A 24688-nucleotide genomic window follows, 5' to 3' on the forward strand; every position below is an offset into this window, starting at 1 on the left:
TCGTGTTCTGTTTCGGGATCACGATCTGCTTGAAGATCAGCAGCACGGCCGCGGCGACCGGAATGGCGACGAGGGCTCCGAGAACCCCGAGCAGGGTTCCACCGGCGAGAGCCGCGATGACCACGACCACACCGGGCACCTGAACTGCCTGGTTCATGATGCGGGGGTTGATCACGTATGCCTCGACCTGCATGTAGATCAGGTAATAGATCGCGACCGCGATGACCTGCCATCCGGGGCCCTGGAACAGCAGCACGCTCAGGGAAATGACGACCGAGGCGGAGATGGTTCCGACCAGCGGAATCAGCGATCCGATCAGGGCGATGAAGGCAAGCAGTGCCGAATACTTCACGTGGAAGATGAACGTGAGGACGATGAAGCTCAGCACACCGTTGACGAGGGCGAGTGCGGCCTGGCCCATGACGAAGCGACCGACGGCCCGCGTGATCTGCTCGGCGATGTCGACGAACTTCTCACGCTTCGAGGCCGGCACCAGCTGGTACAGGCCACGCTTGATGCTGGCGAGTGATGCGACAAAGTACAGGGTGAGGATCAGCACGATGACGACGCCGAACAGGCCGTTGAAGATGCTGACGCCGGCGGACAGGATGCCCGTACCGATGCTGAGGACGTCCAGGCCCTTGACGAACGAGTCGAGCTGATCGAGCAGGTCGTCCACGGGGAGCCACGGCACAGACGACTGCAGGTCCTTGGCGAACGTCGGCGTGAAGACGGTGGGGACGATGTCCTGCAGCTGCTTGACCAGGTTGGACACCTGCTCGGACACCACGGGAATGATTGCGAAGACCAGACCCGCGAACACGGCGAGGACGCCCACCAGAACGGTGAGGATGGCAACCGCGCGCGGCCACTTACGCTTCTCCAGGAACGACACCAGCGGATCGAGTCCAAGCGCGATGAAGATCGCCGCTCCCACATAGGTGAGGATGGTGGCCAGGTTCCCGATGGCGGAACCAATACCGATGGCAACAATGACGCCCAGCCCGCCGAATAAACCCAGCTGGAACGAATTTGAAATCTTCAACGGTGCCTCTCGCGGCGGTATATACGGGGGGACTAGTCCTGGTTACTGACCTTCTCTGCCTGTGACAATACCCCGCGCAGGCTCTCGAAGTAGCCAGCCACGGCCTCGCGCTCGATACGAATCTGGGAAAGTCGGTCTTCCGCTTCCTCGACGAGCTTTGCCGTGCGAGCCTCAGCATCGGCGATCATCGCCTTGGCACGTGCTTCGCCGTTTTCGAGCACCTCGGTCGCCGTGGCGTTCGCGCGGTCGCGGGCAGTTGTCAGCTCCAGCTTGGCGCTGGCTTCGGCGGCGTCCGCCTCTGCGCGCTTCTCGGCCGCGCGGCGGGTTGCCTCGGTGAGCTGCGCGGTTGCCTCGTCCAGGTACTTCTGCATCTGGGCGGTGGCTTCCTGGTGCTTGGCGAGCAGATCCTTCTCTGCTTCGTCGCGACGGGCCTTCAGCTCGACATCGAGGTCGACCCGGGCCTGCTCGGCGTCGCGGGCGAGGGTGGTCAGCGTCTCGTCGGTTTCGAACGCGAGGCGTGCCCGCACGGTTTCTGCCTCCTGCGCCAGTTCCGCACGCTGGCGCTCGACGTCGCGCGCGACATCCGCTCGCTCCTTATCGACATCGTGTACCAGGGCGCTTCGGGCCTCGGTGATCTCGACATCGAGCGCGGCACGCGCCGTTGCCAGGTCGTCGGCCAGTTCGGTGCGCTGCTGCGCGGACTCCGCGGCGACCACGGCACGAATGCCCGCGGCCTCGGCGGCAATAACAGAGGCAGCTTCGACAGACTGGGAGTCGAGGATGATCCGTGCTTCGGCGATCTCCGCGGCGAGGGCGGCCCGGCCCGCGGCGAGTTCGTTCTCCAGCGCGGTGCGTCCGGCCAGCAGCTCCGCCTCGAGCGCGTCGCGCCGGGAGACGATCTCATTCTCAAGCTCGGTGCGGGCGGTGGTGACGTCGTTCGCCAGTTCGGACTTCGCGGTGGTGATCTCGATATCGAGTTCGGTGCGTGCCGTGGTGACCTCGTTGTCGAGCTCCGTGCGGGCAGACGTGATCTCGTTTTCCAACGCCGTCCGGGCGCTGGTGATCTCGTTGTCCAGCTCGGTGCGCGCGGTCGTCGTCTCGTTTTCGAGTTCCGTGCGTCCGAGGGTGATCTCGTTGAGCAGCTCGGTACGGCGGGTCACCGTCTCGTTGTGGAGCTCCGTCTGGCGGGTGACGATCTCGTGCTCGAGCTCCGCCCGGCGCGCGACGATGTCATTGTCGGCGTCTGTCGTGCGCACGGAGATCTCGGTGTCCAGCGCGGCCCGGCGGGTGTCGATCTCGTTGTCGAGCTCAGCCCGGCGGGTGGCCATCTCGTTCTCGAACAACGCGCGGGCGGTGTCCGCATCGTTGGCGATCTGGGCGCGGGCGGCCTCGGACTCGTTTGCCAGCTGCTCGCGACCCGTTGCCAGTTCCTGCGCGATCTGGGCGCGGGCCGTCTCCACTTCCAGGGCGAGGGCCGCGCGGGTGGTCTCCAGCTCGCGGGTGAGATCGGTGCGGCCCTGCTCGATGTCACGGGCAAGATCGCCGCGCAGCCGGGCGTTTTCGTTTTCGTAGTCCGAGCGGCCCTGCTCGGTATCGCGAGCGAGAATGGCGGCGGCATCCCGCGCCTCGCTGGCCTCGCGCGCGGCGACGGCGCTCAGTTCGGCGACCTCGCGTTCGCCGGCTGCGCGGATGGCGGATGTCTCGCGCTTGGTGGTCGTCCGGATCTCCGCGGCTTCGGTGGCGACGGCACCGCGGATAGCGGCGGCCTCACGAACCGCCTCGTTGATGAGGAGTTCAGCTTCGGCGGTCGCGCGGGCGACGGTGTCCTCGGCCTCCGCGCGGGCGGACTCACGCGCGGCGGCGGCGGCCGCGGTGGCATCGGACAGCACGCGATCGGCGGACTCCGAGGCATCCTGAACCAGGCGCGACACTTCGCCCTGCACCTGGCTGCGCAGCTTCTCGGCGTCGATGTCCGCCTGGCTGATCAGACGGGTGGACTGCTCCTCCGCCATGCGCAGGGTCGTCTCGAGCTTTGTGCCGAGACCGGAGTAGGTGGGAGTACCGGCTTCGTCGAGCTCGGCCTGCAGGTCTTCGGCCACAGCGCTGAGGCGCCTGACCTCTTTGGCCGCTTCCGCGCGGTCGGCGTTGGCCTTGATCAGCTCACGCCGAAGGTCCTGGACGGCCTTGTTGACCTCGTCCTTTTTGTAGCCGCGAAGCTCGATTCCGAAATCTGCGTCGTCTGCAGCCACGGGGTTCTCCTCTATATCCAGTAAAACTCTGACGAGTTTAGCGACGGGAGGTTGCGCGACACTAAACGTGTTGTCAGAGCATTCCCAGTGCCGACGTTAGGTGGTACCACGGCCCGTCGGCTATTCTTGAACGTCTTTGATGCTGCTATCTACGGAAGAGTTCTCCGATAGATCCCTCCTCTCGCCCCGGTGCGAGCGGCCGAGTGAATTCCGGCGGAGGGTGCTAACACCACTTACTGGGCAGGGCAGCACGAAAGGAGTAATCCGTGCGATTTGTACTCGCCATCATTAGTTTTGTGCTCGCTGCCGTCCTCATGGGAATTGGGATCGGCCAGCGCACCATCTTTGCGGGACCCGATGAGGTCGTCGCGAAGACCAGCCAGGCGAGCCCCGCCGCGGTGACCGTCATCGACGGATCAGCGCTCGGCGCACACCCGCAGGGCCAGACGGTGACGCTGTCCGGTGCCACCAAGATCAGCGCCGCCTACGGGCGCACCACCGACGTGCTCGGCTGGGTTGGTACGACCACCTACAACCACGTCACCTTCGATGAGAAGACCGGCAAGCTGGTGTCGAAGGTGGTGGAGGGCGATGCCACCGAGGTCCCGACCCTCGCCGGTTCCGACCTGTGGCTGAAGGAATACAACGCGGTCGACAGCCTGCAGTTCCGTGCAAACCTCCCCGACGACGTTTCCGTCATCGCCGTGTCGAACGGTGTGGACGCGGCCCCGGCTGACGTCACCATCCGCTGGCCCCTCGACAACTCGACCCCGTGGTCGGGTCCGCTTCTGGCGGCCGGTGCCGCACTGTTGCTCCTCGGCCTCGGCCTGCTCATCTGGGCGCTGACCCACATGCGCAACTCCCGCGGTCCGCGACGCACGCCGCCGAAGCAGCCCAAGATGCCCAAGTTGCCGCGGCAGCCCCGCTACAAGCCCAAGAAGGCCAACGCCAAGGCGATCGCCGCTCCCAAGGGACGCCGGGCGACCCGTCGGTCGATCGCCGTTGTGCCCGTTCTTCTCGTTGGCGCGCTCGCGCTCACGGGCTGCACCACGGACATCCTCCCCGCGCTGACCGGCAAGGCGGCGGCCACGCCGACCGCAACTGCCACCGAAACACCCACCACTGTCGTGCTGCCGCCTGCCGTCACCGAGGCGCAGATCGTTTCGATCGTGCGCGACATCAGCACCGTCACGGCGAAGTCCGACAGCGACCTCGACAAGAAATTGATTGCGACGCGGATGACCGGACCGGCGCTCGAACTGCGTCTGGCCAATTACACCGTGCGTAAGGCCAACTCCAAGCTCCCGGGTGCCACCGCGATCCTTCCGGGCCCGATCAAGCTGAGTCTGCCGCAGCAGACGGACACCTGGCCGCGCTCGGTCTTCGTCGTTGTACAGGACGAGACCGACACCACGGTCGCCCCGATGGCCCTCATGCTGGTGCAGGCCGACGCCCGCTCGAATTACAAGGTCGAGTACGCAACGCCGCTGGCGGCCGACGCAGTAATCCCGGGGGTCGCCGCGGCCAACGTGGGTGCCGCCCAGCTCGGTCTCGACAACAAGTTCCCGCAGATGGAGCCGGGCAAGATTGCCGCCGCCTATGGTGACATCCTCATGAAGGACAAGGCGTCCACGTCCTACGCATCGTTCCAGGCTGCCGGTGACGAGCTGCGCACGGCCGTGGGACTCGCGGCGAAGCAGGCCACGAAGAAGGCTCTTCCCAAGACCGCGAAGATCACGTTCACCAACTCTCCTGGCACCGGCGACGTCATTGCGCTGGCAACGAACAACTCCGGTGCGCTGGTCACGGTGCAGTTGAATGAGACCGAGACGGTGACCCCCGTGTCGAGCGGCGCCGCCATCAGTTCCAAGGGCGCCGTCGCGTCACTGCTGGGCAAGGCCAAGTCCACCAAGGGCATCGTCACGACGTACAGCGATCAACTGTTGTTCTACGTACCGTCTGCCGAAGAACCGAGCAAGATAGTTTTGCTCGGTTTCACCCAGGGTTTGATCTCAGCCAAGGAGTACAAGAAGAAGTGACCAACGTTCCTCCTCTCTCACCGGCCAGCCTCCGTGGCGCGGTCGACCTCTCGTCCCTCGTTAACCCGCGTCCGGCGCCGGTAGCACCGCCCGCCGGTAGCTCCACGGTTGTGCTGTCCGCCACCGACGCCACGTTCACCCAGGTTCTCGAGCTGTCGAACACCGTGCCGGTCGTCGTGGAGTTTTACGGCCAGGGCGTCGAGTCAACGCTCGGACCGCTCATCGAGCAGTACGGGGGACGACTGGTACTGGCTACCATCGAGGGCACCTCGAACCCGCAGCTCGTGCAGGCGTTCAACGTGCAGCAGGTTCCGACGGTTGCCGCGGTCGTCGGCGGACGCCCCATCCAGCTGTATGTCGGCGAATACCCCGATGCCGAGGTGCGGACGGTCCTCGACCAGGTTCTGGAACTCGCCGCACAAAACAACGTCACAGGCACCGTTCCCATGGGGGACAGCGTGCCGACTCCCGAGCCCGTCGAGGAGCCCCTGCCCCCGCACCACCAGGAGGCCTACGACGCCATCGCTGCCGGTGACTACGAGGCAGCCATCGGCGAGTACAAAACGGCCATCGCGCAGAACCCGCGTGACACCCTCGCCGTCGCCGGCCTCGCGCAGGTGTCGCTCCTGCACCGGTTGGACGGCGCTAGCTTCGACGAAATTCGTGCCGCCGCGGCATCCGCCCCGTCCGACGTCGACGCGCAACTGGCCGTCGCCGACCTCGACGTCAGCGGTGGACACCTCGACGACGCCTTTGACCGGCTGCTGACGCTCTTCCCGAGCCTCGACGCTGACGGCAAGAACGCCGTACGCACGCGCCTGCTTGAATTCTTCGAAATTACGGGAGCGGATGACCCGCGCGTCATTGCAGCTCGCCGCCGCCTCACGGCGCTTCTGTACTAGCTCACCGTAAGGCAGCACACGAAAAGGGCCCCTCGTCACTCGACGAGGGGCCCTTTGCCGTGCAGGAGTGATGTGGCTAGATGGCGGGGTCAATCCCCGACGTCAGTGCCGCGGGCTCATCCTTGCGCAGCTTCAGCCAGAGTCCGGCCAGCGGCGGAAGCGTGAGCTGTGCGGACGCGGGACGACCGGCCCACGGCTCATCCGTCGCTTCGACCGAGCCGAAGTTGCCAACACCCGAGCCGCCGTATTCGGCCGCATCGGTGTTGAGCAATTCGTCCCAGGTGCCGGCGAAGGGGAGTCCGGACCGGTAGTTGACGGGGGTGCCGCTGAAGTTCATCAGCACGGCGATCGGCTGGCCATCGGTATCCCAACGTAGGAAGGAGATGACGTTGTTCGCCGCGTCGCCGCCCTCGAGCCACTCGAACCCGGCAGCGCTGTTGTCCTGGCTCCAGAGGGCGCCCTCGGCCTTGTAGACGGTGTTGAGCTGCGACACGAGCTTGAGCAGACCCTGGTGCACGGGCTGGTCGAGAATCCACCAGTCGAGTCCGCGCTGCTCGCTCCACTCCGACGGCTGACCGAACTCGCTGCCCATGAACAGCAGCTGCTTGCCGGGGTGTGCCCACATAAACGCGAGGTAGGCCCGCACGTTCGCGAGCTTCTGCCACTGGTCACCGGGCATCTTCGCCAGCAGCGATCCCTTGCCGTGCACGACCTCGTCGTGGCTGATCGGCAGCAGGAAGTTCTCGCTGAACGCATAGAGGAAGCTGAAGGTGATGTCGTTGTGGTGGTGCGAGCGGTACATCGGGTCGAACTGCATGTACTTGAGCGAGTCGTGCATCCAGCCCATGTTCCACTTGACGCCGAACCCGAGGCCCTCGTTCTCGGTGGGAGCGGTGACTCCGCCCCACGACGTCGACTCCTCGGCGATCATCACGATGCCGGGGTTGCGCTTGTACGCGGTGGCGTTGACCTCCTGCAGGAAGCTGATGGCCTCGAGGTTCTCGCGTCCGCCGTACTTGTTGGGCAGCCAGTCGTCGCCCTCACGGGAGTAGTCCAGGTACAGCATGGATGCCACGGCGTCGACGCGAAGTCCGTCGATGTGGAACTCCTCCAGCCAGTACAACGCGTTGGCCACCAGGAAGTTGCGCACCTGGGAGTCACCGAAGTTGAAGATGAGCGTGCCCCAGTCGGGCTGCTCACCGCGGCGCGGGTCGGAGTGCTCGTACAGCGGCTGGCCGTCGAACTTGGCGAGCGCCCACTCGTCCTTGGGAAAGTGGCCGGGCACCCAGTCCATGATCACGCCGAAGCCGGCGCGGTGCAGACGGTCGATGAGGTACTTGAGGTCGTCGGGGGAGCCGAAGCGGCTGGTGGGCGCGTAGTAGCCCGTGACCTGGTAGCCCCAGGATCCGCCGAAGGGGTGCTCGGCCAGCGGCATGAACTCGACGTGGGTGAACCCCGTCTCGGTCAGGTACTCGATCAGCTGGTCAGCGAGGTCACGGTATCCGAGTCCCGGACGCCACGACCCGACGTGCATTTCGTAGACGCTCATCGGGGAGTTGAGCACGTCGGTCGCGCCGCGGGTGGCGAGCCAGGCGGCGTCGTCCCACACGTGGTGCGTCTCGGCGACCACGGAGGCCGTTGCCGGCGGGTGCTCGGTGTGGCGGGCCATGGGGTCCGCGCGGCGAACCCACTCACCGGTGGCGGTCTGCAGCTCGAACTTGTAGGTGTTGCCGGGCGTGAGCCCCGGAACGAACAGCTCCCACACGCCGTTGTTGTCGAGCCGGCGCATCGGGTAGAGCACGCCGTCCCAGCTGTTGAAGTCACCGAGCACGCGCACCGCGATGGCGTGCGGAGCCCAGACGCTGAACGAGGTGCCCTCGACCCCCTCGTGCGGACGGTAGTGAGCGCCCAGCACGTTCCAGATCTGTTCGTGGCGGCCCTCGCCCCAGAGGTAGAGGTCAACCTCTCCCACCGAGGGGACGAAGCGGTACGGGTCATCCATCACCCAGGCGGGTCCGTTGTCGTAGCTGGTCTCGAGCGTGTACGCCTGCCCCGGTCCGGCGGCGAAGCCCTGCCACAGGCCTTCGGAGAGGTGTGCGAGCTTGATGCGGGTGCCGTCTGCCTGCACGGCAGTGACGCTCCACGCGAGCGGGCGCACGGCACGGATGACGAAGCCTCCCTCAACGGGGTGCTGTCCGAGCGTCTCGTGCGGGCGCGGGTGGCTCCCGCTGACGAGGGAGGTGACGAGGCCGGGATGCAGTTCCGGGAACGCGTGCGTCTGAGCCATCAGCTGCCTTTCGTGTAGTCGATAGCGAGAATGTGGACGGGCTCCGTAAACGCGTCGAGTCTGACGTAGTTGTCGGTGCCCCAGGTGAATCGTTGGTCGGTGATCAGGTCTTTGACATCGAAGGTGCTGCCGGGCTCGAGACCGAGCTTCGTCAGGTCAAGATGCACGGTGGTCTCCCGCACCGAGTGCGGGTCGACGTTCGCCACGACGATGATGCCGTCGGGCTTGCCCGGCCGGGTGAACTGCGCCGGAAGGAACTTCGAGTAGACGAGCATCGAGTCGTCGTCGCTCCAGTGCACCTCGAGGTTGCGCAGCTGACGGAGGGCGGGATGACCCGCGCGGATCTTGTTCAGCTTCGCGAGGTAGGGCGCGAGCGATGCACCCATCTTCTCGGCCTTGGCGTAGTCGCGTGGCTTGAACTCGAACTTCTCGTTGTCGATGTTCTCCTCGCTGCCGGGACGTGCCACGTCTTCGAACAGCTCGTATCCGGAGTACACACCCCAGGTGGGGGCTGCCGTCGCGGCGAGTGCTGCGCGGATCTTGTACGCGGCGGGGCCACCGAACTGGAGGTACTCGGTGAGAATGTCGGGGGTGTTTACGAAGAGGTTCGGGCGCATGAAGTCGCTCGTCTCGTGACTCAGGCTCGAGAAGAACTCCTCGAGCTCGACCTTCGTGTTGCGCCACGTGAAGTACGTGTAGGACTGCTGGAATCCGACGGCGCCGAGGGACTGCATCATTGCGGGGCGGGTGAACGCCTCCGCGAGGAAGATCACGTCGGGGAACTCGATGTTGATCTCGTGGATCAGCCATTCCCAGAACTGGAGCGGCTTGGTGTGCGGGTTATCCACGCGGAAGATGTGGACACCGACGCCGATCCAGTACCTGACGATGCGGAGTATCTCTTCGCGCAGGCCGATGGGATCGTTGTCGAAGTTGATCGGGTAGATGTCCTGGTACTTCTTCGGCGGGTTTTCCGCATACGCGATGCTTCCGTCGGGCAGCGACGTGAACCATTCCGGGTGCTCCTTGACCCACGGGTGGTCCGGCGAGCACTGCAGCGCCAGGTCGATGGCGATCTCAAGGTTGTGCTTACGCGCGCTCTCGAGGAAGGCGGAGAAGTCGTCGATGGTGCCGAGCTCCGGGTGGATGGCGTCGTGGCCGCCCGCCGCGCTGCCGATGGCCCAGGGCGATCCGGGATCTCCCGGGGCGGGGTCGAGCGAGTTGTTCGGGCCCTTGCGGAAGGTCTTTCCGATCGGATGAATCGGCGGCAGGTACACCACGTCGAAGCCCATCTGGGCGATCGCGGGCAGCCGCGCGGCGGCGGTGCGGAACGTGCCCGACTCCCACTGGCCGTCCTTGTCCTTGCGGGCACCTTCGCTGCGGGGGAAGAACTCGTACCAGCTACCGACTCCCGCGCGGGTGCGCTCGACGCGCAGCACGAGCTGGTCGCTGTCGGTCACGAGGCTCGCAATGGGAGTGACTTCGAGGAGCGCGATCAGTCGCGCGTCCGTCGCCGCGCTCAGGCGCACTGCGGGCGTGAGCTTTTGGTCCTTGAACACCCGGATGGTGTCCTTGAGGATTGCCGGGGTCGGCTTGGTTTCGCCGCTGGCACGCTTGAGGAGGTCGACTCCCATGCGGAACATCAGTTCCACATCCATGCCGGCGGGCACCTTGATTTCTGCGTTGTGCAACCAGCTGGCCCAGTCGTCGCTGTAGGCGCGAATCGTGTAACGCCATTCGCCGGCCTCGGGCACCTGCACGTCCGCCTGCCAGCGGTCCGTACCGGGCTCCACGGGACGCATGCGGTGCCGGCTCTCGGCACCCTCGGGGTCGACGAGCAGCAGGTCGACGCCGAGAAGGTCGTGTCCTTCGCGGAACACTGTCGCCTTAAAAGGAATGACCTCGCCGGCATACGCCTTGGCGGGCCAGCGGTTCTCCGGCTGCTGCGGAAGAAGATGTCGGATCGGTATTCTGCCGATTCGAGGCTCGTAAGAGTTGTTGGTTGCGCTTTTTGTTTGTACGGCGGCTACGCCGTCATCGAGTTTGGCCACAATCCGACCGTACCGCTAAAACCCGCGTGAACGTTCAGGTTAGATTTGCCCCAGGCCCATGTTGCTCGCATAGTCTTGCAAGGGTGAAGGCAATCCGACGATTTACAGTGCACACCGTACTTCCCGAGGCGTTGACATCGCTTGAGGAACTTGCTACTAACCTGCGATGGTCATGGCACCATCCCACGCGACAGCTCTTCGCGTCGATCGAACCCGCGGTATGGGACGAGATCGGGCACGATCCTGTCGGCCTTCTCGGCGCGGTGGAGCCTGCGCGACTTCAGGAGCTCGCCTCCGACCAGGGCTTCGTGGATCGCGCGAACTCCCTGCGTGATGACCTTCACGCCTATCTCCACAATCCACGGTGGTACCAGTCGTTGACGGATGCCCCGGAGTCGATCGCGTATTTCTCGCCGGAGTTCGGCATCGCCGCCGCTCTTCCGCAATACTCGGGCGGCCTGGGAATCCTCGCCGGTGACCACCTGAAGAGTGCGTCCGACCTGGGTGTCCCCATCATCGGAGTGGGCCTCTTCTATCGAGCGGGATACTTCCGCCAGGCCATTTCCCGCGAAGGGTGGCAGCAGGAGACCTATCCGGTGCTCGATCCCGATGGTCTTCCGCTCAGCGTCCTGCGCAACCCCGACGGCACCGCGGTCATCGTCACGCTCGCCCTTCCCGAGGGCCGCGCACTGTCCGCGCGCATCTGGGTGGTCGCGGTCGGCCGAATCAAACTGCTGCTGCTGGACACGGACATCCCCGAGAACGAGGAGACCCTGCGCTCGGTCACCGACCGTCTGTACGGCGGCGGGGGAGAGCATCGCCTGCTGCAGGAGCTGCTCCTTGGCATCGGCGGAGTTCGTGCGATCAAGGCATTCACGGAACTGACCTCGGCGCCGGTTCCGGAGGTATTCCACACCAACGAGGGACACGCGGGGTTCCTCGGGCTGGAGCGCATCAGCGATCTGATCGGCGCCGGACTTTCCTTCGACGAGGCACTGCAGGTCGTGCGTGCCGGAACGGTGTTCACGACGCACACCCCGGTTCCCGCGGGAATCGACAGGTTCGAAGCCTCCCTCATCACCCGGTACTTCTCCACAGACCTGCTTCCGGGCGTCGCGCTCGACGAGGTCCTGACGCTCGGCGCGGAGAACTACGCGGGCGGAACGCCGGACACGTTCAACATGGCAGTCATGGGCCTGCGCCTTGGGCAGCGCGCCAACGGTGTCTCGAAGCTGCACGGCGACGTGTCGCGCGGCATGTTCGGCAAGCTTTGGCCCGACTTCGACCAGGACGATGTGCCCATCACCTCGGTGACGAACGGCGTTCACGCGCCGACGTGGACCGATCCTCTGCTGCTGGAGCTGGCCTCCGACCGGCTCGGCACGACCGAGACGACCACCGCCGACTGGAACTCCCCGTCCGTCACCGACGCCGACCTGTGGCGCGTCCGCGGCGACATGCGTCAGCAGCTCGTGACCGACGCGCGCAACCGCGTGTCGGCGGCCTGGCAGGAAGAGAACCCGGGCGTCGGGGACCCCGCCTACATCAACACCCTGTTGGATCCGTCGATCCTCACGATCGGCTTCGCTCGCCGCGTTCCAACCTACAAGCGACTCACCCTCATGCTGCACGACGAGGACCGGCTGCGCTCGCTGCTGCTGCACCCGACCCGTCCCATCCAGATCGTGATCGCCGGCAAGTCCCACCCCGCCGACGACGAGGGCAAGGCGCTGATCCAGAAGCTCGTCGAGTTCGCATCCGGTGTCGACGTGCGTCATCGCATCGTCTTCCTGCCGAACTATGACATCGCCATGGCGCAGCTGCTGTACCCGGGAACGGACGTCTGGCTCAACAACCCGCTGCGACCGCTCGAAGCCTGCGGCACCAGCGGAATGAAGGCCGCGCTGAACGGGTCGCTCAACCTGTCGATTCTCGATGGGTGGTGGGCAGAGTTCTACGACAAGGAAAACGGCTGGGCCATCCCGACCGCCGACAGCGCCGGTGACGGTGCCGAGCGCGACAAGCTCGAAGCCGATGCCATGTACGACCTCATCGAGCACCAGATCGCCCCGCGGTTCTACGACCGCAACGAGGACGACGTGCCGACCCGCTGGGTTGCATCGATTCGCCACACCCTCTCGACCCTGTCGCAGCCGCTCAGCGCAGACCGGATGGTGCAGGAGTACGTCAACCGTCTGTACATCCCCGCGGCCCACGCGGAGCACGCCATCAGCGCCGACTCGTACCAGCCGGCGCGGGACCTGTCGGAGTGGAAGGAACGCGTGCGCGCCGCCTGGCCGAGTGTGCAGGTCACCCACGTCGAGTCCGGCGGCGTTGACGCGGTTCCCCAGGTGGGCGACTCGCTGCACGTGCGAGCCCTTGTCGAACTCGGCAGACTGAACCCCGAAGACATCAAGGTGGAGGTCGTGTACGGTCGCGCCAAGGAGGGCGACCGACTCGCGGGCATCCAGCGCCAGTCCCTGACCTTTGCGTCCCGCGAGCCGGGGCAGCCGGCGGTGTTTACGGGTACGGTCACGTTGCAGCGCCCGGGCAGTTTCGGCTACAACGTGCGGGTGGTTCCCTCCAGTGACCTGCTCGCGACCCCCGCGGAGCTTGGTCTGATCGCGGTCGCCCATTGAGTCGTCCGGCGACCGCGCGGGCGTGGTTCGCCGCGGCGGGGTGCGCAGCGGTCATCGCGGTGTCCCTCGTCGGGTGCACTCCCGCGGACAGCGGTTCGCCCTCGACGCCGAGCGCGTCGGCCACGATCCCACCAGAAGCGTTGCCCACGGCGGCCGTTCAGACGGAGGCGCAGGCCTGCGCCGCGCTCGAGGTGGGAATGGGATCGCTGCAGACCCAGCTGGCGGACGGCATCAACAACCTGTCGAGCGATCCGGCCGGGGCATCCGTCTCGATTCATAAGGTCGTCGACCAGTACGCGGCCAACGCACGCACCGTGACCAATGACACCGTGGGACCCCTTGCACAGACGGCCGTCACCGCCCTCGGTGACCTGGCGACAGAGGTCGACAAGTACGCGGCGCAGTCGCCCGACTCGACGGCCCTGACGCTGTCCACGAGCGCCGTCGGTGTGCAGACTGCTTTCACCGCGTTACAGGACGTCTGCGGTTAATGCTGCGTTAATCCGTGCGTTCTACCCCCTGCTAAGGTGACATTTCTTGCACTTAAGAAACTCACAGGGAGAAACACATTGGCTATTACACGCATGACCACCGGCTCGTTGCTCGGCGGAATCGCCCTTGCCGCGGTTCTTCTCACCGGGTGCTCGAGCGGAAGCTCCGCTCCCGCGTCGCAGAGCCAGGCGGACGCGTGTAAGGAATTGCAGACGGGAATGAGCGAGATCTCCTCCGACCTCTCCAGCAGCCTCTCCACCCTCGCGAGCGACCCGACCGCGGCATCCGCGGCCATCGACAAGCTGTCGACCGCGTTCTCGGCCAACCTCGACAAGGTCACCAACGCGAAGGTCAAGAAGTCGGCGACGGCAGCGGATGACTCGCTCAAGGCGTTCGCCGCAGACATCAAGTCCTACGCCACCGACCCCGCCTCGGCCGATGCCACCAAGCTGACCGCGAGCTCCACCTCGCTGCAGACGACGTTCACCGACCTCGGTACCGTCTGCAAGTAAGCAGCATGTTCTCGCCGGCCGCGCTGCTCTAATCCCGCGCGATGGCGGCGATGATCGCGCCCGTCACCTCAGTGAGGTCGGCGGGCGCGATTTCTATGTCGAAGCCCCGCCTCCCACCTGAGACGAACACCGTGTCGAACAGCTCAGCGGTCTCGTCGAGAACCGTTGTCAGCCGGGTCTTCTGGCCGATCGGGCTTATCCCGCCCACGACGTAGCCCGTCTTGCGTTCGGCGACCTTCGGGTCTGCCATTCCCGCGCGCTTACCGCCGATGGCGGCGGCGAGCGCACCCAGGTCGAGCTTGCCCGTCACCGGCACGATCGCGACGACAAGGCGGCCATCGACATCGGCGAGAAGGGTCTTGAAGACCTGCTCGGGGTCGAGCCCCAGCGCGGACGCCGCCTCCTCGCCGAAGTTGCGGTTGGCGGCGTCGTGCTCGTATGCGTGCGGGGTGAACGAGATGCCCGCGGTGGTCAGTGCCACGGTGGCGGGGGTTCCGAGAGCCATGACCCTAGCTTTCCACGAGGTGCGCGAAAGCGCGTCAGTGCGCGCGGAACAGGCGCATCGACGTGCCCGACATGAGCAGTTCGCTCCCCGGACCGTGCTCGAGCTCCGCCGACGAGAGATCGTCCGTGGCCGAGTCCCACAGCAGGGTGTAGCCGGTCACGTCGGCGTGTTCCGGGAGGGTGACGGTGATGTCGTCCTCCATGCCGTGCACGATGAGCAGGATGCGGTTGAACTCCTCGACCTCGGGGGTCGAGGCGGCGACGTACTGGAGCGTGCGGGCCGTGGGGGAGTTCCAGTCGCGGTCGCTCATCGACAGGCCCTCGGTGTTGTACCAGTCCATCTGGTTGGACGACGGGACCGTCTCGCCGAACCGACCGAACCGCACGGGCCGGAGCGCCGGGTTCTCGTGCCGGAGTCGCAGCAGCCGCTGCGCAACCTTCCAGAGATCCTCCTGCCACGGTTCGCGCTTGCCCCAGCTGAGCCAGGTCAGCTCGCTGTCCAGGCAGTAGGCGTTGTTGTTTCCGCGCTGGCTGCGGCCATACTCGTCGCCGGCCGTGAGCATGGGCACACCCGCCGACAGCAGCAGCGTTCCGAGCAGGTTGCGGATCGCCTTCCGGCGCGAGTGCAGCACGTCGGTGTCCGACGTTGGACCCTCTACGCCGTGGTTGAACGAGTGGTTGTTGTCGGTGCCGTCCCTGTTGTTCTCACCGTTGCCCAGGTTGTGCTTCTGGTTGTAGGCGGTCAGGTCGGCCATGGTGAAGCCGTCGTGCGCGGTGATGAAGTTGACGGAGGCCAGCGGCCCGCGCTTCTCGGAGAACACGTGGGCGGACCCGGCGAGCCGCCGCGCAAAGCCGCCGATGCCCTGCGCTGCGGAGCCATGGTGCCGCGCTGCGGCGACGTCGGTGAGCCAGAAATCGCGTGCGCGGTCGCGGTAGCCGTCGTTCCACTCCTGGAACCCATCCGGGAAGTTACCGACCTGCCACCCGCCCATGCCCACATCCCAGGGCTCGGCGATCATCTTCACGCCCTCCAGTGCGGGGTCGTGCAAAATGGCGTCGAGAAGCGGATGCTCCGGGTCGAAGTCAACGTTTTCATCGCGTCCGAGCGTGGCGGCGAGATCGAAACGGAACCCATCGATCTGCACCTCGTTAGCCCAGTACCGGAGGCTGTCCAGCACGAGCCGCTGCGCCGCGGGTAGGGCGAAGTTCACGGTGTTTCCGCACCCGGTGACGTCGATGTAGTCGCCGTCGTCCATCTGGCGGTAGTACGACGCGTTGTCCAAACCGCGCAGCGACGTGGTGGGGCCGCCGGGGCCCTCCTCTGCCGTGTGGTTGTAGACGACGTCGAGCACGACCTCGAGCCCGGCCTCGTGCAGCAGCCGCACCATGCCCTTGAACTCGCGCAACACGGCACCGGTGCCGCCCACCTGCGCGGCCCGCGAGGCGTAACTCGACTGCGGGGTGAAGAAGTTGAGGGTGTTGTAGCCCCAGTAGTTGACGAGCCCCTGCTTGATCAGGCGCTGCTCGCTCACCGACTGATGGATCGGCAGCAGCTCGACCGTCGTTACCCCGAGGTCCTTGAGGTACGCGATGGTGCTCTCGTGCGCGAGGCCCGCGTACGTGCCGCGCAGCTCCTCGGGAACGGAGGGGTTGGCCCGGGTCAGGCCGCGAACGTGCGTCTCGTACAGCACCGTGTGGTCGAGCGGGATCTTCGGTTTGACGACGTCGCCCCAGTCGAACGCGTCATCCTGCACGTACGAGCGCCACTCACCGGACGTCGTTCGCGCAAGTCCCCGCGCGTACGGATCGATGAGGTTGCGGGAGGGATCGAAGGCGTGGGTGGGTCCGGTGGGGCCGGTCGCGCGGATCGAGTAGCGCATGCCGGGCACCAGAAGCTTGGATCGCCCGACCCAGACGCCGGAGGGTTCGCGCGTCATGGGAACGGAGTTCCCGAGCCACGCGGCATCCCGTTCGTCAAAGAGGCACAATTCCATCGCGGTCGCGTGCTCGGACCACACACGCGCTTCACCGCCACGGGAGGTCATTCTGACGCCGAGGTTACGCAGCGGATCGGATGCAGGCATGCGATCTAGAGTAGTTAACACGCGAGTCGGCTATGTTACGAGCCGCGTGAACCCCGCAATACCGAAGGACACCCCACCATGGCCATCTATCTCGATCATGCGGCGACCTCGCCCATGACGCGCGAGGTGCTCGAGGCGTATACGGCAGCGCTCACGCTTGTCGGTAACCCGTCGTCGATCCACAGCCAGGGGCAGAACTCCAAGCGCATGCTCGAGGAGGCCCGCGAGCAGGTCGCCGTGTCCCTCGGCGCCGATGCGGTCGAAGTCACCTTCACCTCCGGCGGCACCGAGTCGATCAATCTGGGCATTAAGGGGCTCTACTGGGCGCAGAACCCCGCCCCGGTGCATCCGCGTCCCCGCGTGTTGATTGCCGCGGGGGAGCACCACGCCACCATCGACGCGGCGGAATGGCTCGCCCGGTATGAGGGAGCCATCGTCGAAGAGGTGGCCATCGACGAGTTCGGTCGCATCGATCTGGTCGCCCTCGAGGCGGCGCTGGGCGACGACGTTGCGGTCCTGAGCATTCTGCTTGCCAATAACGAGGTCGGCACCATTCAACCGATAGCGGATGTCGCGGCGCTCGCCGCATCCCGCGGGGTACCGGTGCACCTCGACGCCGTTGCCGCCTACGGCTACCTGCCCATCGACTTCCACGCGCTGGGGGTCGCTGCGCTCAGCGTCTCCGCGCACAAGATCGGCGGACCGGTCGGCGTCGGCGCCCTGCTGATCGCCCGGAGCGCCACGATCGTTCCCCTGATTCACGGGGGCAATCAGCAGCGCGGACGCTCGGGCACCCAGGACGCCGCCGGCGCGGTTGCCTTCGGTGTCGCCGCTCGCGAGGCGACCACGAACATTCAGGCACGTGCGACGGCTCTCGCGATGCTGCGCGACAGGCTCATCGACGGGGTGCAGGCAGCGGTGCCGACCGCCATTCTTCGTGGAGACCCCGTTCAGAGGCTGTCCGGAAACGCGCACTTCACCTTCCCCGGCTGCGAGGGCGACTCGCTGCTCTTCCTGCTCGACGTCGCCGGGTTCTCGGTATCGACCGGGTCCGCCTGCCAGGCCGGTGTGCCCGAGGCATCCCACGTGCTCCTGGCGATGGGGCTTAGCGAGGCCGATGCGCGGGGAGCGTTACGGATGACCGTGGGACACGAGACCACCGAGGCCGAGGTTGATGCGTTCGTCGCGGCGCTTCCCGCCGCGGTGAGTGGTGCGAGCCGCGCGGGGCTGTCCGACCGCGTTGTGGGCATGGGTGTTTAGCCGCGGGCGGGCATCCGTGATCGCTCCGCGGCGTCGTGGTGTCGTTCGGGCCGGGGTGCTTGTTGCGTCGGTCGGAATTGCCGTGGCGCTCGCCGGATGCACGGCGGACGGGACATCCACCTCCGGCACAGCGACGCCGACCGCGACGTCCACCGCTTCGTCGATTCCGGTCGACCTCTCGTCACCGCTGCATCCGGTGTACCCGTCGCCCTTCACCGCCGCGGCGAATGAGAAGGAAACCGTGCGGGTTGCCGGGGCGATTCAGGCGCTCATCCCGCTGGCAAACATCCTGTACGTCGACGACCACTCGCAGGTGGTGACGGCGACCGAGACGGCGGGGCAGTACTACGGGGTGCTGCGCACGATCACGCTCGTCGCGACCAACGATCCGATCGCGCAGGCCCGTCTCATCGTCACGAAGCTGCAGGGCGCCGGCTGGATCGAGCGGCAGACCTCGGACACCGACGGCAACTTCTTCGTCGCGATGTCGAGCGACGAGGACTCGGCGAAGTCGTGGTTCGTCATCGTCGGCGGCGACACGTCTGTGGCCAAGCAGTCGGTCGTGACGCTGCAGGTGGCGAGTCCCACCCTCCCGGGTTAGGCGCAGATTGCGGATGACCCGGGGTCGGGTCATCCACTCGTCCGACGCTGCCCAGCCGACCGATTCCCACGCACCGTACACTGGAGGCCATGCGTGTTCTTGCAGCAATGAGTGGTGGAGTCGATTCCGCGGTGGCGGCGGCTCGTGCCGTGGACGCCGGGCACGACGTGGTCGGCGTACATCTCGCCCTGAGCCGGATGCCGGGAACCCTCCGCACCGGGTCCCGCGGCTGCTGCACGATCGAAGACTCGATGGACGCGCAGCGCGCAGCAAACATCATCGGCATCCCGTACTACGTGTGGGACTTCTCCGAGCGCTTCAAGCAGGACGTCGTCGACGACTTCATCGCCGAATACTCGGCCGGCCGCACCCCGAACCCTTGCATGCGCTGCAACGAGCGCATCAAGTTCGCCGCTCTGCTCGAGAAGGCCCTCGCGCTCGGTTTCGACGCCGTCGCGACCGGGCACTACGCCGACATCCGTACGGACGAGGCCGGCAACAAGGAGCTGCACCGCGCCGCCACCTGGGCCAAGGACCAGTCCTACGTGCTGGGCGTGCTCAACACACAGCAGCTCGCGCACTCGATGTTCCCGCTCGGATCCACGCCGTCGAAGGCCGAGGTGCGCGCCGAGGCTGCCGCGCGTGGTTTCAGCGTTGCGAACAAGCCGGACTCCCACGACATCTGTTTCATCCCCGACGGCGACACCCGCGGCTGGCTGAAAGACAAGGTCGGCGCCGAGCAGGGCCAGATCCTTGACCGCAGCGGAGCCGTACTCGGTACGCACGAGGGTGCGCATGCGTTCACTGTCGGGCAGCGCAAGGGACTGAGCATCGGCTATCCCGCCGATGACGGAAAGCCGCGCTTCGTTCTCGAGGTGCAGCCGAAGACCAACACTGTCGTGGTCGGTCCCAAGGAGGCGCTGGACCTCGCCGAGGTCGCAGGTTTCTCGTACTCGTGGGCCGGACTTGGCCCCGTCGAGTCAGGCATTGCGTCGTACGGGGCGGATGACTCGATCACCGAGTTTGCCTGCGAGGTACAGATCCGTGCCCACGCCGACCCCGTCGCCGCCATCGCGTTCGTCGCGGGTGGCGAGCTCGTGATCCGTCCGACCACGCCGCTCAACGGTGTCGCTCCCGGTCAGACCGCGGTCGTATATGTCGGAACCCGCGTGCTCGGGCAGTGCACCATCGCCCGCACGGTCAGTGCCGTTCCGGCACCGACCGCGCAGCTCGTCTAGACGAGAACTCCGATCCTGCGCTAACGCAGGTAGGGGATGGCGAGCTTGTTGTCGAAGACCTTGCCGGCGTTCGCCTTGACCAGGCCCATGATGATCACCACGAGGTGGGCTACACCCAGCGCCAGGTAGATCATGATCGGGATGAACGGGCTCTGCGTGCGGATCACGGTGGCAAGCAGAACCACCCACAGAATGAGCACGACCATGACGGTAATGACCGTCAGTCCCCAGTTGGCGGCGCGACGTCCGTTCTCGGCGGCAAGGCCGCCCTTCTTTTGCGACCCGGGGAAGGTCGCCGCCATCACGATGGCGCCCACGAGGAGTCCGATGAACGGGATCGGGAAGTACGAGATAAAGCCGAGGGCATAGCTCTGCGCGCCGGTCGGCACCGGGGGCGCGTACTGTCCGGGTGCGCCGTACTGCGGCGCCCCGTATTGCGGGGCTCCATACTGGCCGGGCGCCGGATATTGTCCCGGTGCGGGGTACTGGCCGGGTGGGGCGTACTGTCCGGGTGCGGGGTATTGGCCGGGCGCGGCCGGATCGCCGGTGGCAGAGGGCGATGCTGCCGGGTACGGCGGCTGCTCCGCGCCGGCTGGCGGCACCACGGGAGGAGCGACCGGAGGCGCAGAGACGGGGGCTGACGGGTCCGGCTGGACGGGGGTGGTTCCGTTATCGGTCATGACTGAGGCTAGCAGTGAGGTTTTTTCGCCCTCGGGGGTGCGTCAACCCCACTCTGGTACGTCGGTGGCACTGCCTATGCTGGTCGGGTGGCTGACACATACACGATCGATGAATTGACCGCCGCCCAGGGCGAAGCGCAGACCCTCACGGCGCGCATCCTCGACCTCCGGGATGCCTACTACGGCCAGGACGCCGCCGTCGCCTCCGATGAAGAGTACGACGCGATGATGCATCGTCTCGAAGAATTGGAGCGGCTCTTCCCCGAATTGCAGAGCCAGGACAGCCCCACGCAAACGGTAGGTGCGGCCCGGGCAGCCCTGTTCGATCCGGTGACCCACGCGGAACGAATGCTGAGTCTCGATAACGTCTTCTCGATCGAAGAGTTCGAGGCATGGGCAACCAAGGTGGAGCGGGACTCTGGCCGAACCGTCGACTACCTGTGCGAACTCAAGATCGATGGGCTCGCGATTAACCTGCGGTACGAGAACGGCGTGCTCGTGAGCGCGGCGACCCGTGGCGACGGAGTCGTGGGCGAGGACGTCAGCGAAAACATCAGGCTCGTGGCATCCATTCCACAAAAGCTTGCCGGCACCGGACACCCGCCGCTGGTCGAGGTGCGCGGCGAGGTCTTCATTCCCGTCGCGGCGTTCGCCGAACTCAACGCCGAGCAGGTGGCCTCGGGTGACCGCATCTTCGCCAACGCGCGCAATGCGGCCGCCGGAAGCCTCCGCCAGAAGTCCGAGGGCAAGTCCGCGGACAAGCGCGCGCAGATGAAGAAGCGCCTCTCGAAGCTCCGCATGCTGGTACACGGCATCGGGGCATGGCCGAACCCGCCCGTGAGCTCACAGAGTGAGATCTACGAACTGCTGAAGGGCTGGGGCCTGCCGACCAGCGAGTACTTCGAGGTGAAGCACACCAAGGAGGAGGCGGCGAAGTTCATCGAGTACTACGGCGGGCACCGCGACAGCGTCGTTCACGAGATCGACGGCATCGTGATCAAGGTCGACGAACTCGCCCTGCACGAAGAGCTCGGCGCTACCAGCCGCGCACCCCGCTGGGCAATCGCCTACAAATACCCGCCGGAGCAGGTCAACACCAAGCTTCTCGACATCGTCGTCAGCGTCGGTCGCACCGGCCGGGCTACCCCGTTCGCCGTCATGGAGCCCGTGCGAGTCGCGGGCAGTGTTGTGCGCCAGGCGACCCTCCACAACCAGGACGTGGTCAAGGCCAAGGGCGTCCTCATCGGTGACACCGTGGTGTTGCGTAAGGCGGGAGAGGTCATCCCCGAGGTGCTCGGCCCGGTGGTCGAGCTGCGTGACGGCACCGAGCGCGAGTTCGTGATGCCCACCAACTGCCCGGAGTGCGGCACCCCGCTTGCCCCCGCCAAGGAGGGCGACATTGACCTGCGGTGCCCGAACGCACGCAGCTGCCCGGCCCAGGTTCGCGGACGTGTCGAGCACATCGGCAGCCGCGGAGCACTCGACATCGAGGTTCTCGGCGAGGTAACGGCGGCTGCACTCACGCAGCCGGTGGTTCCCGAGATTCCGCCGCTGGTCACCGAGGCGGGGTTGTTCGAGCTGACAGTGCGTGACATCTTCCCGATTCGCGTCATCGTCCGCGACAACGAGACGGGGGAAATCAAGCTGACGGATGCCCCGGCCGACGCCTCCGGAGAACCCGGCACTCCCGTGCCGAAAGAAGTCACACCGTTCCAGCGTCTGCGCAAAAAGACCGACCCCGCCTTTGACGCCGACGCCGAGCCCTTCGCGGGAGACGAAAACTACGTGCCGTCGAAGGCGGCGATCGACCTGATCGCCAACCTTGAGAAGGCGAAGACGAGCCCGCTCGCGCGCATCCTTGTTGCGCTGAACATCCGGCACGTCGGGCCCGTGGCCGCCCGCGCGCTTGCCAACTACTTCGGCTCGCTCGACCTGATCCGGGAGTCCACCCGCGACGAGCTCGCCGCGGTCGAGGGCGTCGGTCCGATCATTGCCGATGCGCTGCTCGAGTGGTTCCAGGTCGACTGGCACCAGGAGATCATCGAGCGGTGGCGTGCGGCGGGTGTGCAGTTCGTCACGCCTGGCCACCCGGGACCCGGGGCAGCGGCCGCAGCCGACGGAGTGCTGGTGGGAATCACGGTGGTCGCCACCGGAAGCCTCGAGGGGTACAGCCGTGAAGGCGCGCAGGAGGCAATCATTGCCGCCGGCGGCAAGGCAGCGTCGAGCGTCAGCAAGAAGACCGACTTTGTTGCGGCGGGTCCGGGAGCAGGGTCGAAACTGGGCAAGGCAGAGGAACTCGGCCTGAGGATCATCGACGCCGCCCAGTTCAAGCTACTGGTGGAGGGCGGCCCCGCCGCGCTCGGTGACGTGACGGCGGAGGAGCCAGCGGCGGACCCCGCGGAGTGACCACCGGGTCAATCCCAGCACCCTGAGGTTTTGGGTCGGTATTCGGGGCACAAAACGCAGCGTTTTCTTAACGTGTTCTTTACTTAGTTTCCTGACATCGGGCGGTCGCCGCCCAATAGAGTTATGCTGCCGGCTTCGTACCGATGGGGGACCGCGTAGTCGGCAAAAACGAGGGGAATACCCGAAGTTGCTGTTTGACGCCGCAGCATTTATTACCTCGGTGGCGATGGGTCCAGTCGCCGAGGCCTTTGTGGTACCTGAAAACACTCATTCGACCGTCGCGACCTCCGCTCTGCTGCCGGGCCCGGCCTCAATCTTCGCCACGGGCGCGCTCGGTGGAGGGGGATCCGGAGGTACGGTCGCGACCTCCGTGACCGGAGCTCTGTCGCCGACCGTCAGCGGGGGTGTGCCCGCACAGGTCAGCAGCGCCGAACTCGTGCACCTGACCGGCATGCCGTTCTTGCAGCAGTTGTCATTGCTTCCGGCCGATTCCCTTGCGAGCTTCCTCGGAGCCCACCCGAAAACCGTCTCCACTCTGTTGGCCTCACCCCCGGTGCCGAGCGAAGTGTCGGGGTGGTGGAACACGCTCGACACCACCGCGCAGACGGCGGCCCTGACTTCCGCCCCACGGCTCGTTGGCAACCTCGATGGCATTCCCGCCTCCGCCCGCAATGCCGCGAACCGTGTCTGGCTGGACCAGTCGATGGATTCGCTGCAGGCGCGCATCGCTTCGGCCCCCGGCCGGGCGATCGTGGATGAGTCGGAGCGCCAGATTCACATGCTGGGCGAGGTCAAGAGCACGCTGAAGGAAGGATCGAAGTCGATCCCGCGCAGCCTGCTGTCCGTTGATCCGACCGGCGCAGGTCGGGCATCGGTCGTGCTCGGCGATCTGGCGACGGCCGATTACGTGACGTACATGGTTCCGGGAATGTTCTTCACGGTCGACGGGCAGATTCACGACTGGACCGATGACGCCGAGCGGGTCTACAAGGAACAGGTCACCTGGCTCTCCCGAATTGCGAAGGATGACCCGTCCGAGGCGGGCAAGTCGGTGGCCGTCGTGTCGTGGATGGGGTACGAGACGCCGAACCTCACGAACGTGGGCGCACTCGACCTTGCCTACAAGGGGCGCGACGCCCTGGCAGATGCGATCGAGGGACTGCAGTCGGTGCGCAGCGCGAATGAGCCCTACGTCACGATCATCGCGCACTCCTACGGATCGACGGCGGCGCTGATGGCACTGACGGAATACGACTTCGACGTCGATGCGCTTGTGGTGGTGGGCTCGCCCGGAAGCGCCGCGCAGTCGGTGGATGAGCTGAACGTGCGCAATCGCAATATGTACGTCGGTGCCGCCGCGTGGGACCCGGTGCCGAACAGCTCCTTCTTTGGCAGCGAGCCGAGTGCGCCGGAGTACGGTGCGAAGAAGCTGGATGTCTCCGGCGCCGTCGACCCCATTACCGGCGCATCTCTGTCCGAATCGTTTGGGCACAACGGCTACTTCGACAAGGGGTCGTCGTCCGTGCGCAATATGGCCCTGATCGGCATCGACCAGGACGGCCTCGTGATGACGGGCTCCGCATCCGACTCGTCGATCACCCTCGCGGACGCGAAATAACTGGGTAGCCCCGCCACCGTCCCGGTACCAGGCGCAATTGCAAGCGTCAGACGTCCGTCGGCTCCGGAAATACATCCGGGC

The 24688-nt window shown here is 66.0% G+C and carries 17 protein-coding genes; 10 read left to right on the top strand and 7 right to left on the bottom strand.

Features of this window, described 5'->3' with window-relative positions:
• On the bottom strand, window positions 1-1045 hold a 1045-nt coding region (locus HB677_RS06835; protein ID WP_213814947.1), incomplete at its 3' end, for an AI-2E family transporter.
• Between the two features lie 32 nt (window positions 1046-1077).
• Entirely contained in the window at window positions 1078-3294 is a 2217-nt protein-coding gene (locus tag HB677_RS06840; protein ID WP_213814948.1) for a hypothetical protein, read from the bottom strand.
• A gap of 266 nt (window positions 3295-3560) precedes the next feature.
• Here HB677_RS06840 and HB677_RS06845 point away from each other — a divergent pair, with 266 nt between their 5' ends.
• Together HB677_RS06845 and HB677_RS06850 are read left to right on the top strand one after the other, a co-directional pair.
• Window positions 3561-5333 (top strand): hypothetical protein, encoded by a 1773-nt coding sequence (locus HB677_RS06845; protein WP_213814949.1) that lies wholly within the window; start codon window positions 3561-3563, stop codon window positions 5331-5333.
• Window positions 5330-6235, top strand: a complete 906-nt coding sequence (locus HB677_RS06850; RefSeq protein WP_213814950.1) for a co-chaperone YbbN — start codon at window positions 5330-5332, stop codon at window positions 6233-6235. Before HB677_RS06845 ends, HB677_RS06850 begins: the two co-directional genes overlap by 4 nt.
• Before the next feature lie 76 nt (window positions 6236-6311).
• Here the strand turns inward: HB677_RS06850 and glgB are convergent, their stop codons facing one another.
• Window positions 6312-8522 (bottom strand): 1,4-alpha-glucan branching protein GlgB, encoded by a 2211-nt coding sequence (gene glgB, locus HB677_RS06855; RefSeq protein ID WP_213814951.1) that lies wholly within the window; start codon window positions 8520-8522, stop codon window positions 6312-6314.
• Entirely contained in the window at window positions 8522-10573 is a 2052-nt protein-coding gene (locus HB677_RS06860) for an alpha-1,4-glucan--maltose-1-phosphate maltosyltransferase (protein WP_374193792.1), read from the bottom strand. The genes glgB and HB677_RS06860 overlap by 1 nt, the downstream gene beginning before the upstream one ends.
• 83 nt (window positions 10574-10656) lie before the next feature.
• On the opposite strand from HB677_RS06860, the gene glgP reads away from it, so the two are divergent.
• From glgP to HB677_RS06875, 3 genes are all read left to right on the top strand, one after another.
• Window positions 10657-13212, top strand: a complete 2556-nt coding sequence (glgP, locus tag HB677_RS06865; protein WP_213814952.1) for an alpha-glucan family phosphorylase — start codon at window positions 10657-10659, stop codon at window positions 13210-13212.
• The gene (locus HB677_RS06870) at window positions 13209-13703 is read left to right on the top strand and encodes a hypothetical protein (RefSeq protein WP_213814953.1); all 495 of its coding nucleotides are present in this window, start codon (window positions 13209-13211) and stop codon (window positions 13701-13703) included. Before glgP ends, HB677_RS06870 begins: the two co-directional genes overlap by 4 nt.
• 78 nt (window positions 13704-13781) lie before the next feature.
• Entirely contained in the window at window positions 13782-14216 is a 435-nt protein-coding gene (locus HB677_RS06875) for a hypothetical protein (protein ID WP_213814954.1), read from the top strand.
• A 28-nt stretch (window positions 14217-14244) separates the two neighbouring features.
• Here HB677_RS06875 and ybaK read toward each other — a convergent pair whose 3' ends face one another.
• Both ybaK and glgX read right to left on the bottom strand, forming a co-directional pair.
• Entirely contained in the window at window positions 14245-14721 is a 477-nt protein-coding gene (gene ybaK / locus HB677_RS06880; protein ID WP_213814955.1) for a Cys-tRNA(Pro) deacylase, read from the bottom strand.
• A 34-nt stretch (window positions 14722-14755) separates the two neighbouring features.
• Complete coding sequence (glgX, locus tag HB677_RS06885) at window positions 14756-16804, bottom strand: glycogen debranching protein GlgX (protein WP_213814956.1); 2049 nt, start codon at window positions 16802-16804, stop codon at window positions 14756-14758.
• Window positions 16805-16882: 78 nt separating this feature from the next.
• Here glgX and HB677_RS06890 point away from each other — a divergent pair, with 78 nt between their 5' ends.
• The 3 genes from HB677_RS06890 to mnmA all read left to right on the top strand — a co-directional run bounded on the left by HB677_RS06890 (window position 16883) and on the right by mnmA (window position 19903).
• On the top strand, window positions 16883-18064 hold the full coding sequence (locus HB677_RS06890; protein WP_213814957.1) for a cysteine desulfurase family protein: 1182 nt from the start codon (window positions 16883-16885) through the stop codon (window positions 18062-18064).
• A 16-nt stretch (window positions 18065-18080) separates the two neighbouring features.
• Complete coding sequence (locus HB677_RS06895; RefSeq protein WP_213814958.1) at window positions 18081-18665, top strand: hypothetical protein; 585 nt, start codon at window positions 18081-18083, stop codon at window positions 18663-18665.
• A gap of 89 nt (window positions 18666-18754) precedes the next feature.
• A complete protein-coding gene (gene mnmA, locus HB677_RS06900) occupies window positions 18755-19903 on the top strand; it encodes a tRNA 2-thiouridine(34) synthase MnmA (RefSeq protein ID WP_213814959.1) in 1149 nt (382 codons plus the stop codon).
• Between the two features lie 20 nt (window positions 19904-19923).
• Here the strand turns inward: mnmA and HB677_RS18365 are convergent, their stop codons facing one another.
• Entirely contained in the window at window positions 19924-20583 is a 660-nt protein-coding gene (locus HB677_RS18365) for a DUF4870 domain-containing protein (RefSeq protein WP_255546326.1), read from the bottom strand.
• An 87-nt stretch (window positions 20584-20670) separates the two neighbouring features.
• On the opposite strand from HB677_RS18365, the gene ligA reads away from it, so the two are divergent.
• Together ligA and HB677_RS06915 are read left to right on the top strand one after the other, a co-directional pair.
• Window positions 20671-22989: an NAD-dependent DNA ligase LigA gene (gene ligA, locus HB677_RS06910; protein WP_213814960.1), complete on the top strand. Its 2319-nt coding sequence runs from the start codon at window positions 20671-20673 to the stop codon at window positions 22987-22989.
• A gap of 370 nt (window positions 22990-23359) precedes the next feature.
• Window positions 23360-24607 (top strand): alpha/beta hydrolase, encoded by a 1248-nt coding sequence (locus HB677_RS06915; RefSeq protein ID WP_213814961.1) that lies wholly within the window; start codon window positions 23360-23362, stop codon window positions 24605-24607.
• Window positions 24608-24688 lie beyond the last annotated feature (81 nt).

It is taken from the genome of Glaciihabitans sp. dw_435 (genome assembly GCF_018449675.1).
Taxonomy (GTDB): domain Bacteria; phylum Actinomycetota; class Actinomycetes; order Actinomycetales; family Microbacteriaceae; genus Glaciihabitans.